We start from the raw sequence: 24,555 nt of genomic DNA on the forward strand, positions 1-24,555 counted from the left end.
TCTTTAAGTATTTCTAAAATTATCCGATATGACTTAAGCGATACTTTAAGTAGGGTAATATATGAAAAAGGCAATTCAATTTAAGTTTTTAATTTGTACACTAGCACTGGCTTCTACCCAGGCAAAGGTTGTTTTCTCAGGTATGGGATCGAGTGGGACTCGAAGTACAAATCAATCTACGGCCGGAACAGTAACGGTTTCATCATCGAGTCAATCAACAACGATTGAGTGTCGAAGAGATGATGCAGTTTCATATGGGTTTATGAAGACACTTCTTTTAGGAGATACTCCAAGTTACACCATTGCAAATGGGAAAATCTTAGTAAACCTACCAACAAGAGTTTCAGCATGTATTAAAGATATAAGTGCGGAAGCAATTTCAAATCCTATTGATAATAATGTTTACTTGAAGTTCAATGTGAAAATTGATTCTAGTCAGTATCCTGCTGGAACACAATCAATTGAAAAAGAATATGAAAAATGTATGGCCCATCTCTCTGGTGGAGATTCATCTTTTTATACAGTTGATAAGTTAAGAGAGAAAGGACACCTTGCTCCTCCTGTAACTCTGGACACTGATCTACCGGATATTGATGCAAATAGAAATTCCGAATTAGTAATTGCTTCAACAAATAAAGACTTTGACTATAAAAATGATATGCCATTTGGATTAGCAAATGTTGCTCAACATACTTCGTTCAGTGATCCTTCATTCAATTGTATGGATTATGCAAAGCCAGCTGATAAGAAGGTAATGGCAAATAAGACTACGGAATATGAACTTCGAGAAGAGGCCATTGCTGCCTGTAATGGAAAAAATCTTACAGATATTTCTGAAAGTCTTAAAAAGCTAAGAAGTGACTCGGGTGGAAATTATGATGATCTCACGAGAATTCTTTCTGGTATACAACATCAACTGATAGATGAAGAAGTCAATAAAATGGTTGCTAGAATGGAGCAAATTGAAAGTGATATTTCTCCATCTGTTGAGGACGTAAAAGAAGGTGATAAGTTTGGTGTTAGTAAAGAAGCTAGAAAGAAGCTGCTTCAAGAATACGCAAGTCATATGAATAAGTTTTCAAAAGAGCTACTTCCTGCAATGAAGGATGAATTAAAACATTTAATGGAAGAATATGCAGATTTAGGTGATAGTGAATCTGATGAAAGACGTAAGGATCAGATTCATGAATCAATTGAAAGAATAAATGATGTAATTGCTAAGTTTAATCGTCAAAATGAAAATGGTGCTGAATATAAGAAAGTTGTTGAAGCACTACGTGAAGGCAATATGCAAACTTCAGGTAGAAAGATTTTATCTGGTATTGTGCTTGCGCAAGAATTCTCTCATGTGAAACTTGAAGGGACTAATAAAAGAAATGTAGAAGAAGCTGAAAACAATAGTGAAAGAAGTATTGCACGTCTTAAACAAGGAACACTTGCTGATTGGGGTGATGAGGCCCTTATTAGAGCAGGAGATAATTCTCCAATTAAAAGACGTCAACAAATTTTAAAAGGTATCCAACAAAGAGCTTCAAAAGATCGTAAAAATTATATGACAAAACTTAACGCTTACGATGACTATATTCAACAATATGCTCAAGATCTTGCTAGTAGTTACTGTACTTCTGGTGGAAGTTACGAAGATTGTATGACTGTTAGAAGTACTTATCTTCCATATATCTATAATCAATATAGTTCTTGGAAACAAAATTCTTATCAAGATTATAACCAATCATATAACGCTAAATATGGTGCTGCTTATAATGAACAAAAGAGTATCTTAAGTCGTTTTAATGGTCTTTATAGTAATTACAAGCTAAATGCTATGCAGAGCCAGTTAGCAGGAGCGTCGTCAAGTAGTCCATTTGATCTTTGGACTGGTGCAGATAATTCGTATTCTTCAGGAATCCCTGGACTGAACTTCGATTTATCAGGAGCTTCTAATGGTAACTTTAATAATGGCGGTTGGGATAATAGTTTTAATTTGATGCAACCGCAGCAGAGAACACCTAGTAGTTCAACATGGACTAATCCATATCGATAAAAAAAGGCTTCCAATTGGAAGCCTTTTTTATTTCTTAAAACTTAATGTCAGCACCTAGATATATTAGGTAAGTATCATTTGTTTCATTTGGAGTCGCGGCATTTGAGAATGCGTAGTAGTCTCCAACAAAGAAGTAACCTAGGTTTGCATTTAGTGTTACAGAAGTATTCCACTTATAAGAAAAGTTAGAATCAATTTCAAAACCAAGATCATCAGCTTGATCTGCATTTGCAGTGAATCTCTTATTCTTCTCGTGATTAATAGCATCTGAACCAGATTTAGCAACTTGATCAGCTTTTGCCCAGACAACAGAGTTTGTCCAAGACCAAGTTCCTGAGTCATATCGATGAGCGAACTTTGCATAAGTAGCGTTTGCAATTCCAGAGTTGAATACATTTTGATTTGTATCTGCAATGGCCGCTAGGTTATAGCGAAACATGATATTTGCAACTTGAAAGTTTGGATTTAAATACATCGCTCCATAAGTTTGGTTGTCAGCATCTGAACCAGAAACCATACCAAAGTCAAAGTGGAATGTGTGATTTGTATTTAGCTTATATGTGTTATTAAGTAGGAATGCCTTCGCATCTATTTCTGTATCTGTTACACCTGGATAAATTTCACCCATATCACCAGTCATTAGAGGAACTTCTGCTTCAACTGTGTATTTACCAAATGTTTTTTTCAGGTAAAGGTCAATCATTGTAACACTAGTTGCACCAAGATCTGTTTCAGTTGTATCACCATCGACATCTGTTTGAATTCCTGTTGCTGATCCAGAAGTGTTCTTATTGTAAAGAGCACCGAATGTGAATTCCTTATCTAGGTTTTCATATAATAGAGAAATTCCCATTTCCTTAACACGACCAGTTTTAGTTAGATTATTTGCTTTAATTTTTGAATAATATGGAGAGAATTTAAAGTTTCCAATTTTGAAATCAATCGTGATCCCATCTCTCATCGAAGCAAATCTTGAACCCGGAGTATTTCCATCATTATAGATTGCACCCATACCCCAGTTAAACTTTTGACGTCCAACTGTATAAGTTGCTGTATCTGAATAAAATACTGCATTGGCCTGTGTTAGGTTAACTGGATTGTCCGTTACAGTATTAAAAGAGTAGCGAGCGTTAGCATATGAATTAGTTGCTACTTGAGTCTTTGTTCTTCCATCATTTGAAGAGTCACCAAAATTTCCACCATAACCATAGCCCGAAGTTAACTCAGCATTAATCGTCGTCGAATCATTAACAATGATAGTTGGCTGTAACTTAAAGATATATGTTTGAAAATTAGATGAATCTGGATCCGCATCTGACATATCAAAAGCTTGGTCACCATTATCAAGTGGTCCAGCGCCTTGTTGAACTGAGCGGTTATAATCACCAAGAGAGTGTAGGTCTGTTTGTAGTTCACCATGCCAGTCAATTGGAAGTGCCAGTGTAGAAGTTGCTAACGTGGCAAGAATTGCGGCCTTATTTAAGTTCTTTAACATAAGTTGTTATTCCTTTTATAATTTAACAAAATTGTACTGAAATAATATAAGATGACTTTATATAACGTCAAAAAAATAGGTGTATTCAAAGGTGTTTAAAAAACGATTAAAGATATTATTATTCTTGATAGTTGGATTAATTGGCCTATGTGTCATGTATTCTATCAAAACAATAAATGACGCAGACTTAACACGTATAATTTCACCTAAGACAGTTGATGCAAATACAAAGACTATTCTGTTTGAGGAAGGCAGCTTTGTTAAGAAGCGTGATTTTCTGTTTTTTAAGGCAAACTCTAGAGACGAGCGTTTTAACTCTGTCTTTTTTGACAAATTTGATGAGCCTAAAAAATCAATATTAAGTGTTAAAGAAAGTTTCGAATTAGATTCAGTTCGTAAGAATGATTGTAATTATATTCGCTGTCTTCAGTATAAAATTAACTTCTATAATATTCCTATTATTCTCTCTAAAGGACTTATTGGAATTGAGGATTTTCGCTTTCTTGAGCATATCGGAATTGATTATATATCGATTATTCGTGCCATTATAGCAGATATTAAGGCCGGGGCCCTCGTTCAAGGTGGCTCAACATTAACGCAACAATTAGTGAAGAATATCTATTTTACTAATGAAAAATCTTTTAGCAGAAAAATTAAAGAAGCTATTCTAGCAGTTTATATTGATTTTAAATTCGATAAGTCCTCAATCCTGGAAGCCTACTTCAATGAAGTATTTTGGGGGAGCCTTGGTGGAATTAGGATTAAGGGTGTTAACACAGCTGCTGTACTATACTTTAATAAACCAATTTCGGAACTAGACCCGTATGAATCTGCTATCTTGGTATCGATGCTAAAAGGTCCAAATTATTATCATCCAATATATCGTACAGAAAGGCTAAGAGGTCGTGCAGACTTTATATTTAATAAACTACAAAGCTTAGAACTCTTTGATAAGAACACTGATTATCAATGGTCAGATAAGAAATGGCAGAGTTGGCAAAAACAATTAATTTCTTTTCAAAATGACTCTTTTTACGAAGCGATTTATTTAACAACAACTAGAATTAATAAAGATCCACAATTGAGTGAATATCGTTTTTTTAAAACAGTTATGGCTTCAAAGAATCTTTTACGTGACCTAAAGGATATTGAGGAAAATCTGGCCGTAAAGATAGCCTTCGGTGGACAAAACCATAAGAGCTTTTACTATTCAAAATTTGAACGAAATGTTGAGAAGGCTTTTAATGAAGAACGTCATGGGGTTGGCTCAACTCTTAAGCCGGTTCTCTTTCAGATTTACTTGGAGCAAGGTTATAAGATCGAAGATATGGTCTCAACTGAACCAATTACTTTAAATCTTATAAGTGGTAATTGGACGCCTTCGGAGTCACATACACCTTCAGCAAGTGAGTACCCAATTTCTCAAGCGCTGCAAGAATCTTTAAATAATCCTGTCGTAAGACTTGCGCACGATATTGGCTTTGATAAAGTAGAGGCGATTTTAAAGAAGAAGATTCCTCACTTAAAGACACCTCTAGCAGAATATCCCGCCCAGCTGTTAGGAGCTATCGAATTGTCTGTGGCCGAGTTATTCAATTTATATACAGACTTTATGTCAGCGCAGTGTAGTAGCGGATCTGGTGTCTACGAATCACTAGCAGACCCAAGTCAAACAACAATTAGACGAATGGTTAAACCAGCACTTAGACAACAGCATTTTTTTGGAAAAACGGGAACTTCTAATAATGGCTTTGATAATCTCTTTGTAGGTTATGATGGCCATGACCTTTTTACGATCTGGGTCGGGTATGAAGGTGTTCGATCAAATAAGAAAAGTTTAAGACTTTACGGGAGCACGACCGCATTCAAGCTTTATCAAGAGATAATCTTGTACTCTGGCCAACGAATTGCGTCTTTGGCCTGTGAATAACTAGGCAAAATTTAAAAAATTCTTGTCAAAAATAAGAAACTAGCTTATATATTACATACAAATCTACATTGCTGGGGTATCGACAAGTGGCTAAGTCAGCAGATTTTGATTCTGCCATTCGAAGGTTCGAGTCCTTCTACCCCAGCCATTTTCTCACGGAATAAGAGAAAGGAATAAGGTGATGAAAAGGATCGTTCTCGTATCAGGCACGTCAAATCCAAAACTTTCTTCCGATATTTCCAAAATCTTAGATGTACCCTTAGTTGACCCCCAAGTTATTAAATTTGCAAATGGTGAAACTTTTTGTGAGATCGAACAAAATGTTCGCGGTGCTGATGTTTTTATTATTCAGTCAACGTGTGCACCAGTAAATGATAACTTAATGGAGCTTCTAATTATGATTGATGCTCTTAAGAGAGCATCGGCAGCTTCGATAACAGCAGTAATTCCACACTATGGATATTGTCGCCAAGATAGAAAGGCATCGCCTAGGACTCCAATTTCGGCAAAGCTTGTTGCTGATTTAATTACGGTAGCTGGAGCAAATCGCGTTATTACGATGGATCTTCACTCTGGGCAGGTTCAAGGGTTCTTCAATATTCCATTTGATAATATTTTCGCTTCTCCTGTATTACTAAGTCATATCAAAAGAGAATTAGTTACTGAGAATACGATATTTGTTTCACCAGATGCCGGTGGAGTTGAGCGTGCTCGTCATTATGCCAAGAAGTGTAAGTGTGACATTGCCATGATTGATAAGCGACGTACTGGTAAAAACGTTGCAAAAGCGATGAATATTGTAGGTGATGTAAATGGTAAGGACTGTATTATTCTCGACGATATGATCGATACTGCGGGAACTTTAATTGAAGCGTGTAATGCGCTAAAAGATAATGGCGCAAGAAGTGTTGTTGCCTGTGCTACTCATCCAGTCTTTTCGGGGCCGGCAATTGAAAGAATTAATAACGCTGAATCTTTAAACAAGGTTCTAGTGACAAATACGATTCCTCTGAGCAAAGAGGCACGTGAAAGCGGTAAGATTATATCTGTTTCGGCCGCTGAAATATTGGCCAAATCGATTCATCGCACGTTTAATAACGACTCTGTTAGTTCATTATTTTTATAAACGGATAACCTATGAATTATTTAATTGTTGGACTCGGCAATCCGGGTTCAGAGTATAAAGGAACCAGACATAATATTGGCTGGGATGTTATGAACTTCATCAAGCCTATTAAAGACTTACCATTTAAAGAAAAGTTTAAAGGTATTTGGTCTTCGTTTGAAACTGATGAAGATAAGTTCTATATACTTATGCCTCAAACTTATATGAATCTAAGTGGTGAAAGTGTTATTCCATTTGCTCAATATTTTAAGATTGAGCCAGATAATATTCTAGTTATTCACGATGAATTAGATTTACCTTGGGGAACAGTTGCGTTTAAAGATGGTGGCGGTCTTGCTGGACACAATGGCCTAAAGTCAATTGCCGGACAACTAGGACACAATAATTTTAAACGTTTACGTATGGGGATTGGGCGCCCTCAACACGGAAGTGTTTCCGATTGGGTACTTGGTCGCTATTTTGGTGCTGAAGCTGACTTTATTGATGATTACTTAGAAAAAGCTTCAAAAGCCGTTGAATGTTATGTAAAAAATGGTTTTAAAACAGCTATTCAAAGATATAAAAAGAAACAATTACTAGATTTAAGTAAATAAATATCAGGAGATAATAATGGCCCTAAATTGTGGGATTGTAGGACTTCCAAATGTTGGTAAATCAACGATTTTTCAAGCTCTAACTTCGGCACCAGCTGAAGCTGCTAACTTTCCATTTTGTACAATTGAACCAAATATTGGAATTGTAAATGTTGGTGATATCCGCATGCAAAAAATTGCAGAAATCATTGGGCCACAAAAAGTAATTCCAACAATCGTAGAGTTCGTTGATATTGCAGGTCTTGTTAAGGGTGCATCAAAAGGTGAGGGACTTGGTAACCAATTCCTTGGAAATATTCGTCAAGTAAATGCAATCGTTCACGTTGTTCGCTGTTTTGATGATCCAAATGTTGTTCATGTTCACGGTGAAGTTAACCCTGTTGATGATATTGAAACTATTAATATGGAGCTTGCTCTGGCGGACCTTGAAGTTGCGCAAAGAAAGCAAACAAACCTTCCAAAACTGATGAAGAATCAAAATAAAGAAATTTCTTCAAAGGCCAAGATGTTAGTTCCTGTACTTGAGAAACTAATTGCTCATTTAGAGCAAGGTTTAGCTGCACGTATTCTTGATCTAGATAAAGAAGATATTGAACTTATTCGCGACCTGAATCTAATTACTCTTAAACCTACACTTTATCTATGTAATGTAGATGAGGATAGTGTTGGTGAGGACAATGACTATGTGAAGGCCGTGAAAGAGTTTGCTGAGAAGGAAGGTTCTCGTGCAATTAAGATTTGTGGAAAACTAGAGTCTGAGATTGCAGCTCTAGAAGATGAAGCAGATAAGAAAGATTTTATGGAAGCTGCTGGGATTGAGATTTCTGGTTTAGAGACTCTAACACACGAAGCTTACAATATGTTAGGTCTTCGTACATATTTTACTGCTGGTGTTAAGGAAGTTCGTGCTTGGACTTTTAAGGATGGTGCTAAGGCTCCTGAAGCTGCTGGTGTTATTCACACTGATTTTGAAAGAGGATTTATTAAAGCTGAGATCTATCACTATGATGATCTGATTGCTAATGGTTCTGAAGCAAAAGTTAAGGAAGCTGGTAAACTTCGTATAGAAGGTAAAGAGTACGTCGTAAAAGATGGTGATATTATCCACTTTAGATTTAATGTTTAAGCACCCGCGAAATTGACTGGCTTAGGCCAGTCAATTGTTCGCGGTGCTAGCTCCCCAATACTTTAGCTAGAGAAATATATTCAACAAGCCGGGTTCAAGCCCGGCTTTGTTGTCTCTGGAGCAAAAAATCTTTGCATAAGAACTTACTTTTTTATTATTTACAATTGTGATGAAATTGCACGTTTTGCTTCTTTTTTAGGGAAGGCATTGAAAGTCGATGCCACACTCTTTTCTAAAATATAATTATCTTTCATTAGATTATAGAAGAAGAAATTACGATAAATGAGTTTAACGTACAACCTTGTTTCTTTATATGGAATTTGTTCAATTTGAAATATAGGATCTTCAACATCCATTAGGTCCTGCGCCCATCTCGTAACTTTGGTAGGTCCGGCGTTATAAGATGAAAGTGCATAAATGATATTGCCATCAAATCTATTTAAGAGTTGCTTAAAGTATCTCACTCCTGCATCAATATTTTTATGAGGCTTTAGAAGTTCATCTGTTTTTCTAAATGTAGTCATTTGTCTAGCTGTTGCTGGCATTAGCTGCATTAGCCCTAGCGCACCTACTGCTGATTTTGCGTTTGGATTAAAAGCGCTTTCTTGTCTAATGATTGATAGTACTAGAAGAGGATCTATGTCAGCATTAACACCCTCGATCTTATCTAAGTGTAGAACAGGAAAGAGTGTTGTGATGTCAATCTTTGATGGTCTAATAAGGTTTAGATCAATTGTTCGAGAGACTAGCTTGAAACTTGATAAGAAGTCACCGCTTTCTTTAAAGTGATGGAGGAAGTAATTAAAGATTGCTACACGTTGTTCTTCGATAGGAAGAGTATCAATCTTATTTTTATTTGTAATATCAGTTTCTGGATTAAATCGAATGAATTCGTAGATAAGCTTATCGACTTTACCGAAGAATTTTAATTCGTGCCAAATATTAGATTCACGAATATTTCTTTGTTTTATTTTACTGAAATCTGCTAATTCTAGCTTAGGAAGATTAACTGTGTTTTTATGAAAGTATAATGATTTTACGTAATTTTTATCAAACTCAGGAAGGTAGTCCTGGGCAATAATTGAATAGAAACTTAGTGGATTACTATTAATCATTAGTTTGAATAAGTGCTTAGCAAGGGACTCATTGCCATCTTTCATATAACTATATGCAATCCAAAATTTTGTTTTAGTGTAGAGATTTGAGAAATCATCAATTAGTTTATAATCTTGAACAGTGACAATACTATCTTTGTAGTTTTCATGCTTTATCGAATTCCAAAGAAGTAGAAATAATGACTCGTTCTTTGACTCGTCGTTATAGCTAATTTCATAAGAACGGGCAAAATAACGATTGGCATTCTTTAGATCATCATTATTTAATAATAACTTTCCAATATAGCGTATACGCTTCCATGATGATTTCTTATAAATGTAATCTTCGTTGGCTTTTTCAAAAGTTAAAAACTTTGTTAATTGTGAATTGATATCTGACTTTTTAGTAGCATTGTTTTTAACAAGTTTTTTGATTTCTCTATATTGCTTAATAAATTCATTAGTAATCGTAAGCTTATTCTTCTTTATACGGTGTAGGTTCTTTTGAAAGAGGAGTGTAATGTCTTTATCGAAATCGATATGTGAATAAAGTCGTGAATCTATCTTAACGCCGTTGATAAGTGTGATTTCAATTAATTGTTTTTTTATGTGCTGGTAGATCTTTGAATCTTTGTTAACTTCTTCAAGTTTCTTGATAAAGAGAGTGTTTCGAGATGTCGCTAAATACTGAATGGCCTTAGCAAAATTCTCTTCATCTTCTAAGATATTACTATAGTACTTATCATTTATAAGATAGTTTACGGTATGGAAGCAGTAATTTTTTATATTACGAACAAAATCGTCTTCAACACGATTTGTATTATTACTTTTTATATTACATGAAAAGTATTGATCTTTCTTAAGTGAGGTTTTTAATTCACTTAAAAACTCTAGATGAGTTAAATAGTTTTTGAAAATACCACCGTCTTTAATGGATTTTATTGCGCTGGATATTTTACGATTTGGTAGACGCTTTCTTTTTAGAATGCGTTCAATCTCAGAAATATAGCGAGCAGCTTTAAGCTCTTTATCCTTGAGAGACTCTTTCGCAATGCTTGTAAAAGACAAACTTGCGGTAATTGAAAAAAGAAAAAACTTTTTACCCAATAAACTCATTGAAACGACCTTCCATACTTTTTAACTTAGTGACTACATCACTTAAGATTAATTTCTTATCGTCAGGTACAACTTGTTGTAGGTTTTTTAAGTAGTTGCAGATTTCATCAATATAGACAGTGTCCTCCTTGAAATTTGTTTGGAAGTACTCAACTGTTAAATTAACTTCATCTGCTACATCTTGAAAATAATCACCTTCTCTAAATGAAAGTTTTCTTTCAAACCCTGTGTGTCTAAGTCCAGCAAGATATTGTTTTAACTTATAAAGTGGTCCTGCAACTTTGTGAGTAAAGAAAACACATACTACAAAGATGAGGATACCAAAAAATGCTTGGCATAAAATGAGGAAGTTTAAAAGATCACTCTTCATTGTTGCAATATGCTCAGCAGATTGTGGAAATTTTTCTGAAATATTGGTTAACACCTGATAAATCACAAGTGGGTAGAACGCACTAAGAACTAAGATTACGATACAAATTAGTGCACTGAACCTCAGTTGAAATTTAGAGTCGACTATGATTATTGAACGCTTATATGGTTTAGACACAATTTCTCCAAACTTTAATTTAGTTTCTTTAGTAATTATAGCATCTTATGAATTTTGTTGTAGGGCAAAAATTTGCTTTACTCGTTGAATAAGTGCCCAATATTTAATAAAATCCTCGCGTAAAACATAAAAAAACTGAGAGAATTAGTATGCTAAATATTGAAGTAGTGAAAAGTAAATTAGTTGAGGTTAATAACCCAAACACAGGTAAGTCTTTATTAGATGAGAATCGTTATAAGGATATTGCAATTGAAGATAAGAAAGTAACTATTGTTTATAACCGTGATGGTATCTCACCTGCGCAAAAACGTGAGATTGAAGATGCTATTGTTAATTCACTATCAACAGTAGTTAGTGAAGATGATCTTTTCATTAAAACTATTTCAACTCAAGAGGCTCCAGCTCAACAACAGCAAAAGCCTCAACAGGGTGCAAAGCTTGAAGTTGGTCACGCTAAAGCAGCTCCTCAAAAACGTGATATCCAGGGCGTTAAGAAGATTATTGCTGTTTCATCTGGTAAGGGTGGAGTAGGGAAAAGTACAGTATCTGTAAACTTGGCCTTAGCTCTTAAGAATCAAGGTAAGAAGGTTGGTCTACTAGATGCAGATATTTATGGGCCTTCGATTCCAATGTTACTTGGACAAAGAAATGCAAAACCTCTTGCTACAGATGATAAGAAAATTGCCCCTATAGAAGCACATGGAATTAAGTTCATTAGCTTTGGTTTATTTATCGAAGAAAAGGACGCCGTAATTTGGCGTGGACCAATGCTTGGCGGAGTTCTAAATCAATTCCTTTTTGATGTTGACTGGGGAGAGCTTGATTATCTTGTTCTGGACCTACCTCCTGGAACAGGAGATGTTCAGTTATCAATTGCCCAGACATTAAATCTAAGTGGAATCGTTGGTGTATCAACTCCACAAGATGTTGCTCTTCTTGATTCAAGAAAGGGCTTCAATATGTTCGAACAAGTTAATATCCCGGTTTTAGGGCTTATTGAAAATATGAGCTACTTTGCTCCAGATGATATGCCAGAGAAAAAGTACTATATCTTTGGTGAAAAAGGTGGGGCCGATATTGCTAATGAATTAGGTTATCCATTCTTAGGTGAAGTACCGATCGAAATCGCACTTCGTGAATCTTGTGATAAGGGAATTCCTTATATGTCTAATAATTCATACGAAAATAGGCCAGTATGGAAAGCATATTCCGGTATTGCAAAAAAGATCATTGAAATAGAAAATAATGATGGTGAGGGAAAAGGTTTTTTCTCAAAAATTTTCAAAAGGTAGTAAATGTCCATCATACAGAAAATTGAAGAGCAGTGCTCTTTTAATTTCACTGGTAGAATTAATATTTTAAAAAGAGCCGATCGACAGTTCTTGGGCGTTATTTATATTAGCGAGGGAATTGTTGTTGCGGCCCAATTCTCTAAGAAGACAGGGCTTAAGGCTCTTTATTCTCTTGTTATATTTGAAATGGATCATATTGAAGAATTCACTCTTGTGGCCGAGCCAGAGGTAGTTTCTGAAAGTGATTATGAATTCAAATTAAAATTTAGTGAGTTGAAGAGCAATATTGAAAACGCTTACTCACAGCACTTAAAGGCGAAGTCACTTCGCCCACCAGAAAATATTCACATTTTGATCAATTCCGCGTTTATAAAAAATGGAAAAAAGACTGGTGCAAATGAATTTTTACTATTAAAAACTATAGCTGAATACAGCAAGGTTAAAGATATTTACAGCAATTGCGAATTATTTGATTTTGAAGTTACCCAAGCATTAGTGAATCTAAGAAAAATGGGTGCCTTGAAGGTCGTAAAGTAGGAGTTTTAAATGAAAGATCAAACACATAACCAAGGCAATCTTAAAGAGCTTAAAGTTATGATCGAAGAAAACGTTGTTACCTCTTTTGAGCTAATGTCTCAGAATACTGGGATTGAGCTTGAAGAGCTTATTGTAGTCGCTCTAAAGCGCTTTAGAGCTTCTCATAGTGATTATGAGAAGAAGACTTTCCAAGTTGATTAAATATTATTCATATTAGAGTAGACACACCTTATGGTGTGTTTACTTTTTCTACAGTGTTAAAAATTTAACAGTCTGATTCCTAAACAATCCAAGAGTTTTTATTAAATCCGAACGTGTTTTCATGTAGTTAGCAGATATACGTATTTGTTCAATTTGGCACGAGTGTTGCTTCTATATACGCATATAGGTTTTAGGAGCACTGTATGAAAGCAACAGCTATTTACAAGAAATTCATTATCGCATCAGTACTATCAGGGTCATTCCTTGTATTCGGTGGAATTTACCAAGGAATTTCAGTAACTGATAACTCATTTATGCAACAGAAAGATATTTCTTTTGAAAAGAGAGTAGATGAGAGTGTTGATCGTATCGTTGCTTCATCTGATCGTGATAAAGTTTCAGTTCAATACCTACCGGTAGCTGAATATTCTCAAATTATTGATGGCCAGTGGGAAATCGTTAGAGTTGAAAATCACGAAGGAAATGAAATCTTTAATGAAAAAAATGTTAACTCTAAAAGATTAGTAGATATGAAGCTAATTGGTACAGGTCTTGTTCAGCTTAATGATAGTGAAGAGTATACTTTTGATGTTTCTTTCCTTCATGAAAATAATAAAAATATCTCTATCTTTAGAGCTTACGAAGATGGTTTTGAATTAATTGAAGCTAGAAAAGTTATTGAAGAGAAAATAGAAGAGACTTTAGAAGTTAATATTGATAAAGAGCTTGAAGAAGTTGCAGTTATTGATGAAAACGAAAGAAGAGAATTAGTTATTGAAAGAGTTGTTCTTCCACAACTTAATAACAAGCTAATTCGTGGTGAAGATAAAATTGAAGGAAGTGTGACAGTTGGTCCAAATGGTATTCAAGGTCTATACTTCAATGTTTTTGATAAAGATATCAATGAAGTTCTTGGTGACATCAAGCTTAAAGATGGAAGCTCTTTTGAAGTTGAACTTCAGGGACAACTATCACACGGTGTATTTGCTAGAAATGGTGAAAATGGTTACCGTCTAAGATTTACTACTGGTCCATATGCTGGTGGTCTTATTAATTATGTAACTTATGATGAACTAGAAAGAGTAAATGCTGAATTTGAAAATATGGAAAGAGCAAAAGAAGAATCACGTTTTGAAAGATCTCTAACAGAAGAAGGATCTTTTGAAAATGATATCAACTTAGCTCAAAGTAATGCAAATCCAGTATCTTTTGAGAAACAAAACGAAGAGCAAGCTGAAGAAGAGAGATACGAGGAAAGATACGAAGACGAGCAGTACGAGGAAGAAGCTTTAATTGATGACCCAGCTGCTAGATTTGAAGAGCAACAAGAGCTTGAGTACGAAAGACAAGAAGAATTAGACAGACAAGGTTATGGATTTTAATCCTAAAATATAAAGAGAGAAGAGAAGATAAAACAAAGGCCCTCAAAATTGAGGGCCTTTTATGTATTCGATTTACGAAGTTTATTTGCTCCTGAGGCGAACCGCTGGGGCTTGTACCCGGCTTGTTGAATATGTAATTCATTTCATTGCACAGAGGCCTAGCACTGCAGGGAATAGATTGATTATTGCAATAACTTTCCCATTGGCCTAGAGACAACAAAGCCGGGCTTGAACCCGGCTTGTTGAATATGTAATTCATTTCATTGCACAGAGGCCTAGTACTGCAGGGAATAGATTGATTATTGCAATAACTTTCCCATTGGCCTAGAGACAACAAAGCCGGGCTTGAACCCGGCTTGTTGAATATGTAATTCATTTCATTGCACAGAGGCCTAGTACTGCAGGGAATAGATTGATTATTGCAATAACTTTCCCATTGGCCTAGAGACAACAAAGCCGGGCTTGAACCCGGCTTGTTGAATATGTAATTCATTTCATTGCACAGAGGCCTAGCACCGCAGGGAATAGATTGATTATTGCACTAACTTTCCCATTGGCCTAGAGACAACAAAGCCGGGCTTGAACCCGGCTTGTTGAATATGTAATTCATTTCATTGCACAGAGGCCTAGCACCGCAGCCAATAGTTTGCCTTTGGGCAAACAATACTGCAGATGCTTACAATACCTTCTTAAGCTCTTCTTGTAGAAGAGGTACGATTTGGAAAAGGTCTCCAACAATACCGTAGTCAGCTTTAGTAAAGATTGGCGCATCTGGGTCAGTGTTGATTGCAACAATAACCTTAGATGTTCTCATCCCTGCTAAGTGCTGAATAGCACCTGAGATACCACAAGCGATGTAAAGTGATGGAGCAACAGTTTTACCTGTTTGACCAACTTGCATTGCGTGTGGAGCATATCCTGAATCAACTGCAGCACGTGAAGCACCAACAGTTGCACCAAGTACTTCTGCTAGGTCTTCAAGGATTTTGAAGTTTTCAGCAGACTTCATCGCACGACCACCAGAAACGATGATATTCGCTTCAGTTAGGTCAAGCTTCTCAGAAGCTCCTTTAACGATTTCTTTGATAACAGCTTTGATATCACCTGCGTTCGCAGCAACTTCATTAGTTGCTCCAGCACCAGCTGTAGGTGCTTCTGGCATACCAAGAGCGTTTGGTCTTACTGTAATGAAACCTGGCTTAGGTCCATCAAGTTCAACTTTAGCTAGAACCTTACCTGCAAATAGTGGTCTTGTTCCCGCAAAGTTGTCACCATCCATTACATAATTTGTAACTTCTGAGGCCATACCTGCATCGAACATACCAGCTAGTCTAGGCATGAGGTCTTTTGCAAGAGAAGTCGCACCAGCAAATACGTAATCGTAATTTGAACCGATGAACTCTTTAAGTGCGTTAGCGTAACCTTCTGGTGAGTACTGATCTAAGTTTGCACCTTTTAGGTTATGTACGTTAGCAGCACCATATTTTGCTAGGTCAGCAGCAGCGTTTGCACCCATGTCGCCAACAACTGCAACGTCAACAGTGTGACCAGCAAGCTTTCCTAGGATTTCAAATGTAACAGATTTAACTGTTTCACCACTTGTTTCTGAAAATACTAATACTTTTGCCATTTTAATAATCTCCCTTAGATAACCTTAGCTTCTTCTCTTAAAAGCTTAACAACTTCAGCAACAACACCTGCTTGAGCAGCTTCATCCATTGCATCAAATTTCTTACCAGCTGGTTTCTCTGGTGGAAGTTGAAAACCTGAATACTTAACACGACGATCATCAGTAGATACACCTACATCTGATAGTGAGTGTTGAGCAAGAGGCTTTCTTTTAGCTTTCATAATACCTGGAAGAGAAGCGTAACGTGGGCTGTTTAGCCCTTTGTTTGCAGCGATAACAGCTGGAGAAGTTACTTCGTAAACTTCTAGTGCTCCACCTTCGATTTCTCTTTTAAGAGTGTATTTTCCACCTGCTTCTTCGCAACCATCAACAACAGTTACTGAAGGCATACCTAGCATTTGAGCTAGAAGTTGTGGAACTTGAAGACAATCGTCATCAATAGCTTGTTTACCAGTGAAGATAACATCTGGATTTTTACCTGACTTTTCAATTGCACCCTTAAGTGCCTTAGCAGTCATGTAAGAGTCTAAGTTGTCATCAGCTTCAACTAGAATTGCATCGTCAGCACCCATTGCAAGAGCTGTTCTTAGTGCTTCAGTGTCCTTGACACCACCAACTCTAACAACTGTTACAGTTGAGCCACTGTTAGCTGCTTTTGTTAGAAGTGCTTGCTCTACCGCAAATTCATCATATGGATTCATGATCCACTTAATCGAAGAAGTTTCGATATAAGATCCATCACCATTTGGAGTAATTTTAGTTTCCGTGTCTGGAACTTGTTTAATACATACAAAAATGTTCAATTTTAGCTCCTTGTAAAAATTTCTTTAGCAATAACTAATCTTTGTATTTGTGAAGTGCCTTCATATATTTGAATGAGTTTGGCGTCTCTCATTATTTTTTCAACTGGATACTCTTTGCTATAACCATAGCCACCGAATATTTGTACCGCATCTGTTGCTACTTTCATGAACATATCAGCGGCCTTAGCTTTTGAATATGAAGAAAGTTCTGGATTTGGTTTTCCATTATCAATTGACCATGCTGCTTTTTGAACAAGTAGGCGAGAGGCCTCAATCTCAATGCCCATATCGGCAATCATCATTTGAATAGCTTGATGTCGAGAAAGAGGTACACCGAATTGTACTCTTTCACCTGCATACTTTACTGCATGGTCCATGGCGCATTGTGCTCCACCTACTGCCGAGCTAGCAACCATTGGTCTTGAGTGGTTTAATGTGGCCATTGCAATTGGCCAACCTTGACCTGGCCCACCCAAAATATTTTCTTTTGGAACTTTTACATTTGTAAATGTCACTGCTCTTGTGTCAGAACAGCGATGTCCCATTTTATTTTCTTTTTCACCAAGCTCGATTCCCTCGGCTTTGCCATCAATAACAAGTGCCGTGATACCTTTGTGCTTTAATGTCGTGTCTGTTGTTGCATAAACGACAAAAAGATCAGCATAGCCTGCATTTGTAATCCACATCTTATTTCCGTTCAATAAGTAGTGATCACCATTATCTTTGATTGTTGTTTTGATACCTGCCGCATCAGATCCGTAACCTGGTTCTGTTAAACAGAAGGCCGCAATTTTGTAGTCCTCAGTAAAAGGTGTTAAGAACTTCTTTTTTTGCTCGTCGCTACCGCCGATAACTATTGGAAGAAGGGCAAGGTCATTTGCCATAATCGCCGTATTCATTCCGAGACAACCGTAAGCTAGTGCTTCTGTTATAATCATTGAATCAATAGTTGAAAAGCCTGCACCGCCGTATTCTGTAGGAATACATGTGTTAACTAGTCCTAGCTCCCACGCTTTACGAAGAATTTCGAGAGGCATCTGGGCCTTCTCATCATATTCGCCAGCTTTTGGCATCATCTCATTTTTTGCAAATTTCATTGCAAGTTCTCGAATTTCTTTTTGCTCGGAAGTTAATTCAAAGTTGATCATGATGGAACCTATTGTTCGAAAGATAATGTGACATTATTATAGATATGTTTTCAGTATTTAGTAAATAGGTAATAAAGACTTAAGATACCGTAATAAAACACGTTGGTACTATTCGAGTGGTGTTGCATCATTATGTTCTAGATCAATAATTTTGTAATATGATTTGTATTCGTTGTAGCTTGGAAGATCTTTTAACGGTTCGAGAACAAAACTACGTTTTCTAAACTCTTTATGAGGAATAGTTAAACTCTCTGAGTGGTAATTTAATTTATCAATAAAAATAATATCGATATCAATCTCTCTTGGACCCCAGTGGTATCGGTGTTTGCGTCCTAACTTTTCCTCTATTTTTTTTGCAATGTGCAAAATCCCTTCTGGACCGATTTCTTGAGTTGTCTCTAGCTCTAAAACGATATTATAAAAGTTTGGTTGATCTTGGGGGCCGTATGGTGGTGATTCAAAAATACGACTTGAATATGCCTTGCCCTCAAGGGCCAATTCGATTTCTTTAGATGCGATAAGTAGCATTTCTGTTTTGTTATCTAAATTTGAACCGAGGCTAAAGATGATCTTCATTAATTAGAATTTGACTGTTTTGAAGACTTCTTATTTTCTTCTTTTTTATCATTACTCTTAGTGAGTGACTTAGGTCTTAGAACCTTTTTATTTTGTTCAATAAATGAAGGAAAGTTATCGTTCTTAGGTTTTGGAGGAGCTTTAACGCCACATGAAACACCTAGGATCGAAATGATTGCGAAAAATATTTTAGAATTCAAGTGCAAGGCCAACTCCCATAACATCTGTACCAATGTCTACACGTAAAAACCATCCAGGAACAAGTCTTTTGAAACCTGTCGCACCAAATACAAATTCATCTTGTTCGACACTTGCTACTAGGTCAAGTTCTCTTTGGGCCTGGTCACTACCAACCTTAGATACATCTCCTGCTCCGGGACTGTCAGCAGTTGCAAATTTATAACCAATATATGGCATAAATACTGTGTATAAAGGGCCTTCAAAAGCATATTTAGCTCTGAAGATATATTGATTAACAGCTGTATCGATATCTTCGGCAGGAAAGGCACGTATTAAATGTCTTCCAATAAAGCCTTCAACCCAAATATTCTTTTCAACTTGAAATGACCAAGCTGCATTGTACTGAGTATTTGTATCTTGTTTCCCAGCTGTATTAAAACCATCGACAAGTCCAATTCCTACAGATGCTATATTGTCATTTTTGATAACACCTGTTTGTTGGTTGTCTTCACCATACAGGTCTTCTTCTAATAATGTCGTATCGTCATAAAGTGATTCACTATCTGTGATTTTAAATTGATCTTCAGCGTTCTCTGTAGGCTTACCGTATGCAGAGTCATCACCTCGTAGAATTTGTACATCTTGGTTGATAAAGAAGTTTGTGAATAATTCTTCATTGTAGACTTTTGTGATCTTTACTGCAGCTTGGTTCTCTTCTTGTTTTGGAACAACCCCACGAGCGACAGGAACCTTATTAATAAGGATAGTAATATAGTCACCTTTAGCGAAGCTATCCTGACTATTACTAACAAGGATTATTCTTCTAGTCCCTGATATTCTCAATAGCTTCTCATTCGCTAAGTCATAGTTAGCGGAGTTGGAAAAATCATTCACTGCACTTTGAGAAAAAGCAGTAGTTGATAAAAATAGTAAGAATAGGAACAATATATTCTTCATACGGAAAAATTGTACATCGCATGAAGAAATTAGTCTAGGCGGTTAATATTTAAATATATATTTAAAATAACCGAAGGGAATTACATATAATTGTTACTATTTGAAAGGGGTAATTACCATGAAAAAGATATCTTTATTATTTCTAGTCTCATCTTTAATGTTCACGTCATGTTCGTTCTTTAAAAATAAAGAAGGTGAAGTTGCTGTCGCAGAGCAGGCCGAAGAAATCTCTATTGATGATTCTGACTTTGTTGTTGATGCAAATGAAGATTTAGATCAACTAGAAGAATCTTCTGTAATGGCGTCATCAGATGAATCAGTTGCAGTTCTTGGTAGTGAGTCTGTTTCGCCAACTGATGAAATTCTATTAGAAGAAAGTGTTGCACTAGAGAAAGATGTAGTCGTTACAGCATCAGACTATTATGAAGTTCAAAAAGGTGAGACACTTATGTGGATCGCTTTTAAACTATATGGTGACTATAGAAAGTGGAGAGATATTCAAGCAATGAACCAAGAAGCTTTAGCTGACGGTCTACAAGCTGGTGATAAAATTAAATATCAAAGTGGTCAATATAATTGGAACCCTGTTGGACTACCTCACTTAATTAGAAGAGGTGAAACACTAGGTGTTATTTCACAAGACAAGTATGGAACTCCTGCAAAATGGAGATCAATTTGGGACAACAATAGAGATATGATTAAAGATCCTAATTTAATATTTGCTGGATTTACACTTTATTATGTACCAGAGGAAAGAGATGTTGCTTCCGAGTCTATGTAATTAATGTATAATAAATTAGTTATATAAAGCTCTCATTATGAGAGCTTTTTTATTTTATACTTTATAGATGATGAGAATTTTAATCTTTTTAACAATATTTACTTTAACGTCATGTACTTATTTTTATAAGAACGATAACGACTATCCTTATAATTACCAAGATACATTTACATCTCAAGATTATTTGAATCATCTAGAAGGGATCGCTAATTTATTTATTGCAAATAATAGAGTAAAAAAAGCTAATCAAAGATCTCGTCGTTATTTAAATAAAATAGCAAAAGAACTTTATCTTAATAACCAAGGTCTTTTTCAAAAAGATGACTTTGGGATCAATTTCTATATTGTTGAAGATAATAGAAATTTCTATTTTTCGCTTCCAAAAAATAATGTCTTTATGTCCAGAGGCCTTTTAAGAAACTATATGAATAGTGAAAATATCTTTGTAGCTGTTTTACTTGGTGAGCTTATTAGAAGTAAAATAGGGATTTATGAAAGAAAGAGGCTTATACCTCTCAACTCGTATACGATAGATGATATGATTCGTATCAATAGTCTAGATTTAAACGCTAAGCGTGACTTAAATAATTTGGTTTACGAAGTTTTAATTAAGTCAGGGTATGATCCTGAAGCACGTCTTCTATGGTTACAAACTCTAAACCGACAATCAATCAGCTTTAGTGTACAGGGAGTTCATTCTCATGAACTATCAAAAGAAGAATTCTTACTGAAAAACTATATGGTAAATAGTGGTGAAGATAAAAATTTGATTTTTGAGAAAAATTCATCACGCCAGTTTTACTATTTTAAAGAAAGTATCTAATGAGTATTTAGGATGAATAAAGAACTAATTATACATAAGCTGAAAGAAGCTGGTTTTTATAATAATGAGAGTTTGTTAGAGAAACTTTCTGGTGATGCTTCAAGTAGAGAGTACTATCGATTAACAAATACGTCGCAGTCTTTTGTAATATGTATTGAGTCACCTAATGGTCAACAAAGTTGTGATTTTAATACGGTCACAAATAATATTTTAGATAATATCAAAACACCTGAAATATTTTTCTACGATCCAGAGTTCTCAATTCTTGTTTTAGAAGATATTGGCAGTGTCTCACTTAAGGACTTTTATCAAGATTCAGGTTTAAGTAAACATATTCAAGCAGTAGAAGATATTAAAAAGTATCAACAAATGCCTTTAGGCTTTTGTATGAATCGAATCTTTGATAGAGAAAAAATTGGATTTGAGTTTGATCTCGCTTGTAACTTTTTCTTGAATCAATACATGGGTGTTACTTTAGATTTTAAAGAGAAAGACATAGTTAAAGATGTTCGAGAGTTCATTATTGATTATTATGAAGCTCATAGAGATGTTGTCTGTCATCGCGATTATCATTCTAATAATCTATACGTAAAGGATAATGTTCTATTTCATATAGATTATCAGGATATGAGAGTTGGCCCAAAAATGTATGATTTAGTCTCATTAGTTGATGACTGTTATATAAATTTCTCTGAAGAAGAAAAAAAGAAATTACTTCTTACTTATGATGAGGGATTCCACGAAAAATATGGCCATGATTATCATATAGTACAAGTTCAACGTACATTTAAAGCTCTTGGAAGCTTTTCATACTTAAAGATTGATAAGAATAAAGATGGGTATCTTCAGTTCATTCCTACAAATTTAAATAAGCTAATTAGTATCTGTGAAAAAAGTTCAATAGAGGTGTTTAGATCTTTTTCTGATATTTTAAAAAGAGGTTTAAATGATTAAGACTTGTTTCATCGCGAGTGCTGGCTTTGGTACTAGAATGGGGAATTTAGGCAAGATTATTCCTAAGCCTTTATGGCCTTTCTTTAATCTCAGACTGCTAGATTTACAAGTTGCGTATGCTAAGATGTTAGGTTGTGAAAAAATTTATATTAACTCACATCACTGCCATGAAGAAATGCAGAACTGGGCACAAGGTAAAGATGTTGTCTTGCTTCATGAACCGACGATTCTTGGAAGCGGAGGATGCATCCATAATCTAAAAAAATATGTTGATGACGAGATTATTTTTATTATTAACTCTGATCAATTCTACTTTTTCGACTTTTCTCAAATTAATGAAGATATTAAAAGAATGCTTGAAGATGATGCTATTGCACACTTGTATGCAATTAAAGTTGATCACGATGCTACTTATAATGAGACAAAAGTTATTGATGGGAAGTTGTCTAGTATTGCTCCTCATGAAGGAACTAGTAGTTATTTAACTTATTCAGGGGTTGGAATACTAGACCTAAGTAAAGTTCCTCAATTAGAAGGTGAGTCTTCCTTTTTTAAAACAGTAGCCGATTTTAAGAATAAAAATGTTCACATGAGTTTACCAAAAGAACCTATTTTTTTAGATTTAGGAACGTTAGATAAGTATATTGATGTTATCTCCGAACTTGAGAAACTCCCTACAGTTATTAAGAAGTTTGTTGCGGCAATTGAAGAATTAGACGGTGTCGATTTCAAGTCAACTTCTACTATGGAATGGGCCGGTGTCACATTTAACTTTGACACTAATACAATATCTTACGAGGGAAAAGACTATTCTTTTTGAGTAACTTCTTTAATACAGTCTACAGGACAGACAAGTGTGCATGCATTACATAAAGTACACGCCCATGGTTCAATTGTATATTTACCCTTGTCCATAAAGATAGCCTTTTCTGGACAAATGAGCCTGCAGTTATCACACTCTATACAACGTGAAGAAATTTCGAGATAATAATCCATATATTAATTATAACAAAATTTGAAATTTAAGGTAACAATTGCACAATACTGACACTCTAACATTCAAATTGCTAAATATTCTGTTTGTGGTATTTTCTCTGTTTTTTTTGCACACATGTTACTCACTTGATGCAGATGTTTCAGCAATTGACTTAAATCGTTTTATAGGAATTCTCACAACATATAAAATTACGACTGCACTTGCGGCTTTCTTAATATTTAAAGTTCTATTTATGGGAGAATTTACTATAGTGATATTGTCAGTCTTTGTACTCAATATCTTTTATAAGGTTTTTTCACTATTCTTAGTGGAGTATGACAAAATAATTCTCCTTATGGCAGTTATCTTCTTATTAGTTTCATACAATATGATTCTGCTATTAAAAGAAGAATTAGCACAAGCAATTTTTAAACCAATTTTTACGAAAGAGAATTTTAATTTTGACGGATTCTGCTCTCTCGAAGGAAGTGTCTACTTATCTTCTGGTTCTTGTTTACCTGTTAAGATTTCTAACTGTGACGATAAGGGAATCGTTATCTTTACTAGCGAAAAAATATCTAAGGGTGAAAAAGTAGAATTTGAGTTAGAATATGAAGGTAAGAAATTTATTGATAATTTTTGTGTCGAATTAGTTTACCCAAATGGATATGGGTTAAAGTTATTATCAACGATAGAAGATAATAATTATAACTGGATTACACTTTATAATATTTTGAAACGTCGAGGAATTGTTTCATTATAATCTAGGAAGGATCGTTTAATGTTTAAGTATTTAATCATTTTATTAGTTTTTATTTCATGTAATTCGAACAAGTCACCAGAAGGTGTTTTAAAAGGCTTTATTGAAAAAAGACTTAATAACGAAATTAAAGTTGATGACTTAGAGGACTATTTAACAGGAAGTCTACTTGAGGAATACACTCAAGCATTAACTGATGACCCTAAAAAGTTAAATGAGATGTCAAAATATGAGAAGTCTCGCTTATCTATTGTATATAAGAACTGTTCAGGAGACGAGTGTTCCATTACTTACTCTGTCTCTTATGATGACGAGGCCACTGACGGTAAGGCCAAACAAGATGTTTCAATTTCTGTTAAGAAGATAGCTCTTATTATAAAAAAAGATGATAAGTGGTTAATATCAGATATTAGTGATGTGAAGTCATTTTACGAGTTTAAAGAGTCGGAAGTTCGTTAAGATATCCTCTTCCTTACCGATAAGT

At 35.2% G+C, this 24,555-nt stretch carries 25 protein-coding genes and 1 tRNA gene; 16 read left to right on the forward strand and 10 right to left on the reverse strand.

Translation table 11 applies throughout. The annotated features are described in order from the left end of the window. The first annotated feature begins 61 nt into the window (after positions 1-61). Complete coding sequence (locus tag M902_RS10105; RefSeq protein WP_021267465.1) at positions 62-2,044, forward strand: hypothetical protein; 1,983 nt, start codon at positions 62-64, stop codon at positions 2,042-2,044. Positions 2,045-2,078: 34 nt separating this feature from the next. Here M902_RS10105 and M902_RS10110 read toward each other — a convergent pair whose 3' ends face one another. Beyond that, the gene (locus M902_RS10110) at positions 2,079-3,539 is read right to left on the reverse strand and encodes a hypothetical protein (RefSeq protein WP_021267732.1); all 1,461 of its coding nucleotides are present in this window, start codon (positions 3,537-3,539) and stop codon (positions 2,079-2,081) included. 124 nt (positions 3,540-3,663) lie between these two features. On the opposite strand from M902_RS10110, the gene M902_RS10115 reads away from it, so the two are divergent. The 5 genes from M902_RS10115 to ychF all read left to right on the forward strand — a co-directional run bounded on the left by M902_RS10115 (position 3,664) and on the right by ychF (position 8,314). Further along, positions 3,664-5,469, forward strand: a complete 1,806-nt coding sequence (locus tag M902_RS10115) for a transglycosylase domain-containing protein (protein ID WP_156979808.1) — start codon at positions 3,664-3,666, stop codon at positions 5,467-5,469. A 72-nt stretch (positions 5,470-5,541) separates the two neighbouring features. Beyond that, positions 5,542-5,617, forward strand: a tRNA-Gln gene (locus M902_RS10120). A gap of 30 nt (positions 5,618-5,647) precedes the next feature. After that, positions 5,648-6,595: a ribose-phosphate diphosphokinase gene (locus tag M902_RS10125; RefSeq protein WP_369793823.1), complete on the forward strand. Its 948-nt coding sequence runs from the start codon at positions 5,648-5,650 to the stop codon at positions 6,593-6,595. An 11-nt stretch (positions 6,596-6,606) separates the two neighbouring features. Beyond that, positions 6,607-7,188, forward strand: coding sequence for an aminoacyl-tRNA hydrolase (gene pth, locus M902_RS10130; protein ID WP_021267497.1), 582 nt, complete (start codon positions 6,607-6,609; stop codon positions 7,186-7,188). A gap of 16 nt (positions 7,189-7,204) precedes the next feature. Further along, positions 7,205-8,314: a redox-regulated ATPase YchF gene (ychF, locus tag M902_RS10135; RefSeq protein WP_021267596.1), complete on the forward strand. Its 1,110-nt coding sequence runs from the start codon at positions 7,205-7,207 to the stop codon at positions 8,312-8,314. A 158-nt stretch (positions 8,315-8,472) separates the two neighbouring features. Here the strand turns inward: ychF and M902_RS10140 are convergent, their stop codons facing one another. Together M902_RS10140 and M902_RS10145 are read right to left on the reverse strand one after the other, a co-directional pair. Next, positions 8,473-10,524 carry a lytic transglycosylase domain-containing protein gene (locus M902_RS10140; protein ID WP_040314568.1) on the reverse strand — a complete coding sequence of 684 codons (2,052 nt, stop codon included), beginning with the start codon at positions 10,522-10,524 and terminating at the stop codon, positions 8,473-8,475. Further along, positions 10,508-11,071, reverse strand: a complete 564-nt coding sequence (locus tag M902_RS10145; RefSeq protein ID WP_021267459.1) for a hypothetical protein — start codon at positions 11,069-11,071, stop codon at positions 10,508-10,510. Before M902_RS10145 ends, M902_RS10140 begins: the two co-directional genes overlap by 17 nt. Positions 11,072-11,238: 167 nt before the next feature. On the opposite strand from M902_RS10145, the gene M902_RS10150 reads away from it, so the two are divergent. From M902_RS10150 to M902_RS10165, 4 genes are all read left to right on the forward strand, one after another. Continuing rightward, the gene (locus M902_RS10150; RefSeq protein ID WP_198011893.1) at positions 11,239-12,363 is read left to right on the forward strand and encodes an Mrp/NBP35 family ATP-binding protein; all 1,125 of its coding nucleotides are present in this window, start codon (positions 11,239-11,241) and stop codon (positions 12,361-12,363) included. 3 nt (positions 12,364-12,366) lie between these two features. Beyond that, entirely contained in the window at positions 12,367-12,900 is a 534-nt protein-coding gene (locus M902_RS10155) for a hypothetical protein (RefSeq protein ID WP_021267528.1), read from the forward strand. 9 nt (positions 12,901-12,909) lie between these two features. Further along, complete coding sequence (locus M902_RS10160; RefSeq protein ID WP_021267727.1) at positions 12,910-13,101, forward strand: hypothetical protein; 192 nt, start codon at positions 12,910-12,912, stop codon at positions 13,099-13,101. A gap of 203 nt (positions 13,102-13,304) precedes the next feature. After that, a complete protein-coding gene (locus M902_RS10165; protein WP_021267594.1) occupies positions 13,305-14,483 on the forward strand; it encodes a hypothetical protein in 1,179 nt (392 codons plus the stop codon). Between the two features lie 676 nt (positions 14,484-15,159). Here M902_RS10165 and M902_RS10170 read toward each other — a convergent pair. The 6 genes from M902_RS10170 to M902_RS10195 form a co-directional block, all read right to left on the reverse strand. Next, a complete protein-coding gene (locus M902_RS10170; protein ID WP_021267731.1) occupies positions 15,160-16,113 on the reverse strand; it encodes an electron transfer flavoprotein subunit alpha/FixB family protein in 954 nt (317 codons plus the stop codon). Between the two features lie 14 nt (positions 16,114-16,127). Continuing rightward, the gene (locus M902_RS10175) at positions 16,128-16,916 is read right to left on the reverse strand and encodes an electron transfer flavoprotein subunit beta/FixA family protein (protein WP_021267704.1); all 789 of its coding nucleotides are present in this window, start codon (positions 16,914-16,916) and stop codon (positions 16,128-16,130) included. A gap of 2 nt (positions 16,917-16,918) precedes the next feature. Further along, positions 16,919-18,061, reverse strand: coding sequence for an acyl-CoA dehydrogenase family protein (locus M902_RS10180; RefSeq protein WP_040314659.1), 1,143 nt, complete (start codon positions 18,059-18,061; stop codon positions 16,919-16,921). 111 nt (positions 18,062-18,172) lie between these two features. Next, positions 18,173-18,640 carry a 2-amino-4-hydroxy-6-hydroxymethyldihydropteridine diphosphokinase gene (gene folK, locus M902_RS10185; RefSeq protein WP_021267605.1) on the reverse strand — a complete coding sequence of 156 codons (468 nt, stop codon included), beginning with the start codon at positions 18,638-18,640 and terminating at the stop codon, positions 18,173-18,175. Next, positions 18,640-18,840: a hypothetical protein gene (locus M902_RS10190; protein ID WP_021267741.1), complete on the reverse strand. Its 201-nt coding sequence runs from the start codon at positions 18,838-18,840 to the stop codon at positions 18,640-18,642. The genes folK and M902_RS10190 overlap by 1 nt, the downstream gene beginning before the upstream one ends. Beyond that, positions 18,830-19,777, reverse strand: coding sequence for a hypothetical protein (locus tag M902_RS10195; RefSeq protein ID WP_021267559.1), 948 nt, complete (start codon positions 19,775-19,777; stop codon positions 18,830-18,832). Before M902_RS10195 ends, M902_RS10190 begins: the two co-directional genes overlap by 11 nt. Before the next feature lie 118 nt (positions 19,778-19,895). Between M902_RS10195 and M902_RS10200 the strand changes: the two genes are divergently transcribed. The 4 genes from M902_RS10200 (at position 19,896) to M902_RS10215 (ending at position 23,155) form a co-directional block, all read left to right on the forward strand. Continuing rightward, positions 19,896-20,558 (forward strand): LysM peptidoglycan-binding domain-containing protein, encoded by a 663-nt coding sequence (locus M902_RS10200; RefSeq protein ID WP_021267590.1) that lies wholly within the window; start codon positions 19,896-19,898, stop codon positions 20,556-20,558. A gap of 67 nt (positions 20,559-20,625) precedes the next feature. Then, complete coding sequence (locus M902_RS10205; protein ID WP_021267677.1) at positions 20,626-21,381, forward strand: hypothetical protein; 756 nt, start codon at positions 20,626-20,628, stop codon at positions 21,379-21,381. A 12-nt stretch (positions 21,382-21,393) separates the two neighbouring features. Next, a complete protein-coding gene (locus M902_RS10210) occupies positions 21,394-22,335 on the forward strand; it encodes a phosphotransferase (RefSeq protein ID WP_021267479.1) in 942 nt (313 codons plus the stop codon). Next, complete coding sequence (locus M902_RS10215) at positions 22,328-23,155, forward strand: sugar phosphate nucleotidyltransferase (RefSeq protein ID WP_021267429.1); 828 nt, start codon at positions 22,328-22,330, stop codon at positions 23,153-23,155. Before M902_RS10210 ends, M902_RS10215 begins: the two co-directional genes overlap by 8 nt. On the opposite strand, the gene M902_RS16360 is transcribed toward M902_RS10215, so the two are convergent. Beyond that, complete coding sequence (locus M902_RS16360; protein ID WP_084710518.1) at positions 23,143-23,331, reverse strand: DUF362 domain-containing protein; 189 nt, start codon at positions 23,329-23,331, stop codon at positions 23,143-23,145. The two genes, M902_RS10215 and M902_RS16360, sit on opposite strands and share 13 nt — an antisense overlap. A 107-nt stretch (positions 23,332-23,438) precedes the next feature. Between M902_RS16360 and M902_RS10220 the strand changes: the two genes are divergently transcribed. Both M902_RS10220 and M902_RS10225 read left to right on the forward strand, forming a co-directional pair. After that, on the forward strand, positions 23,439-24,074 hold the full coding sequence (locus tag M902_RS10220) for a hypothetical protein (RefSeq protein WP_021267548.1): 636 nt from the start codon (positions 23,439-23,441) through the stop codon (positions 24,072-24,074). Positions 24,075-24,092: 18 nt separating this feature from the next. Then, positions 24,093-24,530 (forward strand): hypothetical protein, encoded by a 438-nt coding sequence (locus M902_RS10225; protein ID WP_021267609.1) that lies wholly within the window; start codon positions 24,093-24,095, stop codon positions 24,528-24,530. Positions 24,531-24,555: the final 25 nt, after the last annotated feature.

The organism is Bacteriovorax sp. BAL6_X (assembly GCF_000443995.1).
In the GTDB taxonomy this organism is placed as follows: Bacteria; Bdellovibrionota; Bacteriovoracia; order Bacteriovoracales; family Bacteriovoracaceae; genus Halobacteriovorax_A.

Coding starts and splice junctions, on each gene's coding strand:
- pth (WP_021267497.1), top strand. CDS start 6,607: ATGAATTATTTAATTGTTGGACTCGGCAATCCGGGTTCAGAGTATAAA.
- M902_RS10105 (WP_021267465.1), top strand. CDS start 62: ATGAAAAAGGCAATTCAATTTAAGTTTTTAATTTGTACACTAGCACTG.
- M902_RS10215 (WP_021267429.1), top strand. CDS start 22,328: ATGATTAAGACTTGTTTCATCGCGAGTGCTGGCTTTGGTACTAGAATG.
- M902_RS10165 (WP_021267594.1), top strand. CDS start 13,305: ATGAAAGCAACAGCTATTTACAAGAAATTCATTATCGCATCAGTACTA.
- M902_RS10160 (WP_021267727.1), top strand. CDS start 12,910: ATGAAAGATCAAACACATAACCAAGGCAATCTTAAAGAGCTTAAAGTT.
- M902_RS16360 (WP_084710518.1), bottom strand. CDS start 23,331: ATGGATTATTATCTCGAAATTTCTTCACGTTGTATAGAGTGTGATAAC.
- M902_RS10110 (WP_021267732.1), bottom strand. CDS start 3,539: ATGTTAAAGAACTTAAATAAGGCCGCAATTCTTGCCACGTTAGCAACT.
- folK (WP_021267605.1), bottom strand. CDS start 18,640: ATGAAGATCATCTTTAGCCTCGGTTCAAATTTAGATAACAAAACAGAA.
- M902_RS10200 (WP_021267590.1), top strand. CDS start 19,896: ATGAAAAAGATATCTTTATTATTTCTAGTCTCATCTTTAATGTTCACG.
- M902_RS10170 (WP_021267731.1), bottom strand. CDS start 16,113: ATGGCAAAAGTATTAGTATTTTCAGAAACAAGTGGTGAAACAGTTAAA.
- M902_RS10155 (WP_021267528.1), top strand. CDS start 12,367: ATGTCCATCATACAGAAAATTGAAGAGCAGTGCTCTTTTAATTTCACT.
- M902_RS10225 (WP_021267609.1), top strand. CDS start 24,093: ATGTTTAAGTATTTAATCATTTTATTAGTTTTTATTTCATGTAATTCG.
- ychF (WP_021267596.1), top strand. CDS start 7,205: ATGGCCCTAAATTGTGGGATTGTAGGACTTCCAAATGTTGGTAAATCA.
- M902_RS10140 (WP_040314568.1), bottom strand. CDS start 10,524: ATGAGTTTATTGGGTAAAAAGTTTTTTCTTTTTTCAATTACCGCAAGT.
- M902_RS10205 (WP_021267677.1), top strand. CDS start 20,626: ATGATGAGAATTTTAATCTTTTTAACAATATTTACTTTAACGTCATGT.
- M902_RS10195 (WP_021267559.1), bottom strand. CDS start 19,777: ATGAAGAATATATTGTTCCTATTCTTACTATTTTTATCAACTACTGCT.
- M902_RS10210 (WP_021267479.1), top strand. CDS start 21,394: ATGAATAAAGAACTAATTATACATAAGCTGAAAGAAGCTGGTTTTTAT.